7 protein-coding genes are annotated in these 7,164 nt (G+C 74.4%); 4 read left to right on the top strand and 3 right to left on the bottom strand.

The features are described 5' to 3' along the window. Window positions 1-336 precede the first annotated feature (336 nt). Complete coding sequence (locus tag ACFC02_RS32000; protein ID WP_376364967.1) at window positions 337-792, bottom strand: ATP-binding protein; 456 nt, start codon at window positions 790-792, stop codon at window positions 337-339. A gap of 161 nt (window positions 793-953) precedes the next feature. Between ACFC02_RS32000 and ACFC02_RS31995 the strand changes: the two genes are divergently transcribed. After that, complete coding sequence (locus ACFC02_RS31995; RefSeq protein WP_376364965.1) at window positions 954-2,204, top strand: streptophobe family protein; 1,251 nt, start codon at window positions 954-956, stop codon at window positions 2,202-2,204. A gap of 18 nt (window positions 2,205-2,222) precedes the next feature. Here ACFC02_RS31995 and ACFC02_RS31990 read toward each other — a convergent pair whose 3' ends face one another. Then, window positions 2,223-2,633: a hypothetical protein gene (locus ACFC02_RS31990; protein WP_360977786.1), complete on the bottom strand. Its 411-nt coding sequence runs from the start codon at window positions 2,631-2,633 to the stop codon at window positions 2,223-2,225. Window positions 2,634-2,945: 312 nt separating this feature from the next. On the opposite strand from ACFC02_RS31990, the gene ACFC02_RS31985 reads away from it, so the two are divergent. Further along, on the top strand, window positions 2,946-3,329 hold the full coding sequence (locus ACFC02_RS31985; RefSeq protein ID WP_376364963.1) for a nuclear transport factor 2 family protein: 384 nt from the start codon (window positions 2,946-2,948) through the stop codon (window positions 3,327-3,329). 170 nt (window positions 3,330-3,499) lie between these two features. Here the strand turns inward: ACFC02_RS31985 and mgrA are convergent, their stop codons facing one another. Further along, on the bottom strand, window positions 3,500-4,507 hold the full coding sequence (mgrA, locus tag ACFC02_RS31980) for an L-glyceraldehyde 3-phosphate reductase (RefSeq protein ID WP_376364969.1): 1,008 nt from the start codon (window positions 4,505-4,507) through the stop codon (window positions 3,500-3,502). Window positions 4,508-4,640: 133 nt separating this feature from the next. Between mgrA and ACFC02_RS31975 the strand changes: the two genes are divergently transcribed. Both ACFC02_RS31975 and ACFC02_RS31970 read left to right on the top strand, forming a co-directional pair. Then, window positions 4,641-5,564 (top strand): LysR family transcriptional regulator, encoded by a 924-nt coding sequence (locus ACFC02_RS31975; RefSeq protein ID WP_376364960.1) that lies wholly within the window; start codon window positions 4,641-4,643, stop codon window positions 5,562-5,564. Window positions 5,565-5,632: 68 nt separating this feature from the next. Then, the gene (locus tag ACFC02_RS31970) at window positions 5,633-7,144 is read left to right on the top strand and encodes a carotenoid oxygenase family protein (RefSeq protein WP_376364958.1); all 1,512 of its coding nucleotides are present in this window, start codon (window positions 5,633-5,635) and stop codon (window positions 7,142-7,144) included. The last annotated feature ends 20 nt before the right edge of the window (window positions 7,145-7,164 follow it).

Here is a 7,164-nt window from a genome sequence, read left to right as displayed (position 1 = left end):
GCCTGACGGCCCGGCGCCGGCCGACCGGGGGCCGGGTGGCCGGGGGCCGGGTGGCCGGGGGCCGGGTGGCCGGGGGCCGGGTGGCCGGGGGCCGGGTGGCCTGAAGAGGGGTGCCCCTGGGGGGAGTGGGCGGACGCTGGGCGCGCGGCCTGCGGGCGCAGCGGGATGACGCGGGCTTGGTTCGGCGCTTGGTTGCTCACCTCCTCAGCCTAGGAGCCGTGCGCGCCCGCGCCAGGGGGCGGCATTCCGCCCTGGGTGAAGCAGCGGGGCCGTAACCGGCGAAAGGGGGCGAAAGCGACACGGAGGGGAGCAGCGGCGCGGTCCGCGGCGCCTGGTTCAGTCGCCTCCGAGGAGCACCAGCGCGCGCACCCGCTTGCCCACCGGCACCCGTTCCGCGCCGACCTCGGCCGCGAGGGCGTACACGATCTCCAGACCGTGCCTGCCGATCCGCTCGGGATCGCGCGGGTAGCGCAGCGGCAGTGCCGCACTGCTGTCGTACACGCACACGCGCACCTCGGTGTCCGTGCCCTCCAGTTCGAGGATGTACGGGCCCTGGCTGTGCCGGTCGGCGTTGGTGACCAGTTCGCTCACGACCAGGAGCAGCGCCTCTTGCGACCGGCGCCCTATCCCGGCGCACCACTCGGTCCTGAGCTGGTCGAGGAAGCCCGCGGCGAAGGAGCGCGCGTCGGCGATGCAGCCGGGTTCTCCGGTGTAGTGGGCCGCGCGCCGCAGCGGTTCCACGGGGATGTCGAAACCAGTGGGTATCACTGCCCCGCCCGGGTCATCGATCATGCGTTTCTCTCTCGGAAGCCGGTACGACCGGACGCTACTGCATCAGTGCTGTTACCCAGTACCGCGCCCGCCAGTCCCCCGGTGGGGCGGCCGGTGCGGCGCGCCGCCGCGGACGGACCCGCCGAGGGGCGGCGCGCGGTGGCGCTGCTTAGCGTGACAGGGTGAGCCCACCAGCCGCCTCCCCGTCGCCGGCCACCGCCCGCCCCGGCTGGGCGCGGGCCCTCACCACGGTACTGGCGGCCATGGTCGCGATGTGCGTGGTCGCCGCGCTCGGCCTGTGGGCGGCCGGGGCGGCGGACCTGCCAGGCAACGCCTTCCCCCGTGTCGTCGCCGCCACGGTGGTGACGGCGGTCGGCGGGAGCCTGCGACTGGCGGGCGACGCGGGCGTGCTCGCCCAGACGCACGCGGGAGTCACGGTGATGCCGTTGTCGGTCGCCCTCGTCGGTGCGCTCGTGGTCGGCGCGGGCTTCCTGCGAGGGCTGCGCCGGGCCGCGGCCGGGGCGCGCGAGACCGCCTGGTGGGCCGCGCGGATCGCCGTGCTGTGGCTGGCCGCACTGACCGGCCTGGCGTTCGCCGCCCGCCTGCGTTTCGCCGTCGACCTGGGCGACGGTGTGCTCGGCACCATCGGCGGGCTCCTCGGCGCCCGGCCGGAGGTCGGGTTCACCACGGACGTGGGGCAGAGCGTCGGCTTCGGACTGCTGTGGCTGGCGGGCGTGCTGGCGTCGGCCCTGCTGGCGGCCCGCCCGGCGGCGGTCCCCGCGCGCCCGCCGTGGGCCGGGACCCGGGTGCGTCCGGTGGCGTACGCGCTGGTCGTGCTGCTGCTGGCGGACGTCGCCGTGGGGCTGGTCGTCGCCCTGGTCACGGCGGGGACCCGGGGTCATGCGGCGCAGACCTTCGCCCTGGTCCTGCTGGGCCTGCCGAACCTGGCCTGGCTCGCCTTCACGATCGGTCTGGGCGCCACGTGGGACGGCCGGGTGGACGGCCCCTTCGGGCTGCCGGTGCCGCACCTGCTCGACGAGGTGCTGCGCACGCCGGACGTGTCCACGCTCGACCTGGGCACCCTCGCCGGCCACGACGGCCGCGTCTGGTGGCTGGTGGTCGTGGACGCGGTGCTGCTGCTGGCCGCCGCGTTCCTCGCGGCCGTCCTGTCCCCGGCCGCGACGCCCTTGTGGCGGCACGCCGTGCACATGGCCGTGGGGCTGGTGCTGACGGTGCTCCTGGTCTGCCTCGCAGGCCGGATCTCGGCCCATTACGCCCTGTCCCTGCTCGGCATCGGCGACGTGGGCGGCGGGCTGTCCGGGGAGGTGCTGCTGCGGCCCCGGCTGTGGAGCGCACTGGGCCTGGCCGCGCTGTGGGGCCTGGTCACCGGGTTCCTGGGGGCGGCGGGCGCCCGGCGGGTCCGGCGCCGCTGACCGGGACGGGACGCCGGGTCAGCCCATCGGCAGCAGGAGCGCCGGGAGGGTGCGCTGCATGCGCAGGGCGTCCACGGACTCGGCGAGCAGCTCGTACTCGGTCGTCTCGTCGCCCGCGGCCAGCCGTACGAGCCGTCCGCCGGCCAGTTCGTCGGCGACGCGTTCCTGCCGAACGGGGTCGGCGCACCAGGCGCGGAGGATGCCGGGCACGTCGGGGACCGTGTCGGGCACCGGGACGAGGGCGCCCGAGGGGACGTAGGGTGTCCCGGGGCCGGGGTCGAGGCGTTCGGCGATCCAGGAGGCACGGTCGCGCAGCCACCACAGGGCCAGGGCCAGGGTGGGCGCCCGGTAGGTGCCCAGCGGTACGCCGATGCGGCGGCCGTCGCACACGCCGTACGCGGTGACATGGCACAGGAATTCGTCGTGCACTGCTCCTCCCCCGTCGGGTGATCCGCGTGCTGTTCTTGCCCCGCTCCCCGTGCGGCTCCTGTGCGGTGCTGCGCCCCTGAGGTCGAGTATGTTGACTCCTGAAACAGTGTCACCATGACTTTTTGGCCACTCTCCTGGCATATTCCGCGCGCCACTTGGCCAAAATCGCGCGGGTCCTTTGCCGCATCGGCATTACCCCGGCGGTAATCGACCTCTTCGCCGCAGCCCGGGCAGGGTGGAGCCATCGGATCGCCGGTCACGGGGATCCGGATCACGACCAGAACCGACGCCCTCGCTGGAGGCTGATTTCCCATGTCCGCACAGACCGACCGTTACGAGAGTGCCGTCGCCCGCTACCTGGAGGCCTGGAACGCGAGCGGCCCCGAGGCCCTGGGCAAGGCGGTGGCCGCCGCCTGGACGCCGGACGGCCGCTACACCGACCCCCTCGCCGAGGCCGGCGGCCACGAGCAGATCGCCGCGCTGATCGCCGGGGCGCACGAGCAGTTCCCCGGGTTCGTCTTCCGGCTCAGCGGCGGCGTGGACGGGCACCACGACACCGCCCGTTTCTCCTGGGAACTGGTGAGCGAGGCGGACGGTTCCGCCCCGGTCGCCGGGTTCGACGTGATCACCCTGGACGGCGAGGGCCGGATCCGGTCCGTGCTGGGCTTCCTCGACCGGGTGCCGGCCGGGGCCTGAGCGGTGTGCCGGGCCGCCCGGCACACAGCGGGGCGGCCGTCCACCTCCGGGGAGTGGACGGCCGCCTCGCGCCGGGGACGTGCCCGGCCTTCGCCGCGGCCGACCGCACGATCGGGTCGCCGCCGCCTTCCGGCCGTACGACGGGTCGCCGGCCCGCTACGACCGTACGGTCACTTCGACGCCGGCTCCGGCCGTACGATCGCGTCGATGCGGGCCAGTTCGTCCGCGTCGAAGCCGAGGTTGCGGGCCGCGGCGACGCTGTCCTCCAGCTGCCGCGGGCTGCTCGCCCCGACCAGGGCCGAGGTGACCCGGCCGCCGCGCAGCACCCAGGCCAGCGCCAGCTGCGCGAGCGACTGGCCGCGGGACCGGGCGATCTCGTCCAGCGCGCGCAGCCGGCCCACCAGCTCCCCGGTCACCGCCTCGGAGTTCAGGAAGGGGCTGTCGCTCGCCGCCCGGGAGTCCTCGGGGATGCCGTCGAGGTAGCGGCCGGTGAGCAGGCCCTGCTCCAGCGGGGAGTAGGCGATGGAGCCGACCTGGAGTTCGTCGAGCGCGTCGAGCAGGCCCTCGTCCTCGGGACGCCGGTCGAGCATCGAGTAGCGGGGCTGGTGGATCAGCAGCGGGGTACCCAGCTCACCGAGGATGCGCGCGGCCTCACGGGTCTGCCCCGCCGAGTAGTTGGAGACCCCGACGTACAGTGCCTTGCCCTGCTGCACCGCCGTGTGCAGGGCGCCCATCGTCTCCTCCAGCGGAGTGTCCGGGTCGAAGCGGTGGGAGTAGAAGATGTCGACGTACTCCAGGCCCATGCGGTGCAGGCTCTGGTCGAGCGAGGACAGCAGGTACTTGCGCGAGCCCCATTCGCCGTACGGGCCGGGCCACATCAGGTAGCCGGCCTTGGTGGAGATGACCAGCTCGTCGCGGTAGGGCGCGAAGTCGGCCCGCAGGGCCTCGCCGAGCGCGGTCTCGGCGGCGCCGGGCGGCGGGCCGTAGTTGTTGGCCAGGTCGAAGTGGGTGACGCCGAGGTCGAAGGCGCGGCGCAGGATGGCGCGCTGGGTCGCGGCCGGGCGGTCGGGGCCGAAGTTGTGCCACAGGCCGAGCGACAGCGCGGGGAGCTTCAGTCCGCTGCGTCCGGTGCGCCGGTAGGGCAGGTCGGCGTAGCGGTCGGGGTGTGCGGTGTACAACACGACTCCATGAGGGGTGGGGCGGGGTGGCGGGTTCCGTCGCGTGCGGGACCGGTGTCCCACTGTGGCGCGGACTCCGGGCAGCGGTCCAACAGAAGAATGCGATCGGATTCAACGATTAAGCTTCTCAATCATGGAACTGCGCCATCTCCAGCACTTCGTCGCCGTCGCCGAGGACCAGCACTTCACCCGGGCGGCGGAGCGGCTGATGGTCTCGCAGTCGGGCCTGTCGGCCTCGATCCGGGCGCTGGAGCGGGAGTTGCGGGCGCCGCTGTTCGTGCGCACCACCCGCCGGGTGACGCTGACCGAGGCGGGGCGCGCGCTGCTCGCCGAGGCGGAGCGGATCCTCGCGCAGGTCCGCTCGGCGCACGAGGCGGTGGCCGCGGTGCAGGGCGTGCTGCGCGGCACGCTGTCCCTGGGCACGGAGCAGTGCATCGCCGGCGTGCATGTGGCGGGGCTGCTCGCCGCGTTCCGGCGGCGCCATCCCGATGTGGAGGTCCGGCTGCGGCAGGCCGGCTCGGGCGCGCTCGGGGAGGGGGTGGCGGCGGGCCGGCTCGACCTCGCCTTCGCGTACCGGACCGAGCCGGACAGTGAGCGGTTGCGCTCGGTGGCGCTGGCCGGTGAGCCGATGACCGTGCTGTGCCACCCCGGGCACCGGTTCGCGGCGGCGGGGGCACCGCTCACCGCGCGCGAGGTGTGCGGCGAGGTCTTCGTGGACTTCCACCCCGACTGGGGCCCGCGCCGCACCACGGACGCGGCCTTCTCCCTGGCCGGGGTACGGCGCACGGTGGCCCTGGAGGTCAACGACGTGCACAGCCTGCTCGACCTGGTGGACGAGAACCTGGGCATCGCGGTGGTCCCCCGCCACTTCCGGCACAAAAGGCCCTCGCTCACCGCGCTCCCCTTCGAGGGAGCCGACGGGACGCGCTACGAGACCGTCGCGCTGCTCCCGCCCGAGCAGGCCACCAGCCCGGCCGCCCGCGCGCTGATCACCCTGCTCGGCACGCTCGCAACAGGGGGGCCGGCAACACCCCCGGAGGGGTGCCGGCCCTCCTGATCCGGCCGCCGTGCCGCAGCAGACTCGTGGACGTCCCTTCACGGCAACGGCGTTCAGGAGTACCGACGATGACGGAGCACACACGGCGCAACGTGCTGCGCGGCGGCGCGGCGGTCGCGGCGACGGCCGGGTTCCCCGGCGGCCCGGCAGGACAGCGGGCGGCGCGGGCGGCCACCGCCGCCCCGGGGCGGCAGGCACCGCGTCACCTCCCCTTCCTCGAAGGCGCGTTCGCGCCCGTCACCGAGGAGCTGACGGCCTTCGACCTGCCGGTCACCGGCCGCATCCCGCAGGAGCTGAACGGCCGCTTCCTGCGCAACGGTCCCAACGCGCTCGGCCTGGAGGACCCGCGGGCGCACCACTGGATGCTCGGCGAGGGCATGGTGCACGGCGTGCGGCTGCGCGAGGGGCGCGCGGAGTGGTACCGCAACCGGTGGGTGCGTTCCTCGCAGGTGGCGCAGAAGCTCGGCGAGCCCTACCCGCGTCCGGTGCCGCCGGACGACTTCCCGAGCAACACGCACGTGATCCCGTACCGGGGGCGGATCCTCGCGCTCCAGGAGAGCGGGCCGCTGCCCTACGAACTGGACGGCGAGCTGAACACCGTGGGGACGTACGACTTCCGCGGCACCCTCGAGGGCGCGTTCGCGGCGCACACCAAGTTCGACGCGCACGCCGGCGAGCTGCACGCGATCGCGTACTACCCGACCTGGGACCACGTGCGCCACCTGGTCGTGGACCCGGCCGGGCGCGTCTGCCGCACGACGCGCATCCCGGTGGCGGACGCGCCGATGCTGCACGACTTCGCGCTCACCGAGAAGTACGTCGTCGTCATCGACGCGCCGGTCACGTTCGACCCGGCGGGCGCCGAGCGCGGCGACCCGGTGCCCTACGTCTGGAACAGCAAGCACCCGATGCGCGTGGGACTGCTGCCCCGGGCGGGCGGTGAGATCCGCTGGATCGAGACGGACCCGGCGTACTACTCGCACACCCTCAACGCCTACGACGAGGGTTCGCGCGTGGTCGTCGACCTGACGACCTACCCGGCGCCCTTCTACGTCGCCGGGCGCGGCTCGGGCGGCCCGTACGGGGCGGGCCTTCCGGTGCTGGAACGCTGGACGATCGACCCGCACCACGGCCGCGTCAGCAAGGTGACGGTCGACGGCCGTCCGCAGGAGTTCCCCCGGGTGAACGAGGCGCTGGTGTCACGGCGGCACCGCTACGGCTACTCGGCGGCGGCGGCCGAGATGACGCTGGCCTACCAGACGGCGGACGGCAACCCGCCCGACCGTGCCTTCTCCAACGCGCTCATCAAGCACGACCTGCTGCGCGGCCGCACCCATGTGCACCGGTTGCCGACGGGCGCGGCGGCGGGCGAGGCGGTGTTCGTCCCGCGCGACGCCGGCGACCACCGGGCGGACGAGGACGACGGGTACGCGCTCGCCTACGTCCACGACCCGGACCGGGGCGCCGCCGACCTGGTGATCCTCGCCGCCCAGGACTTCACCGGAGAGCCGGTGGCCCGGGTGCACCTGCCCGGCCGGGTGCCGCTCGGCTTCCACGGAAGCTGGATTCCGGACGCGTGAGCGCGCCGGATGCGCGATGG

Origin of the sequence: Streptomyces sp. NPDC056160 (assembly GCF_042268205.1) — a bacterium.
GTDB lineage: Bacteria > Actinomycetota > Actinomycetes > Streptomycetales > Streptomycetaceae > Streptomyces.
Note: the sequence above shows the minus strand (reverse complement) of the source record. Positions and strands in the feature narration are given on the sequence as shown.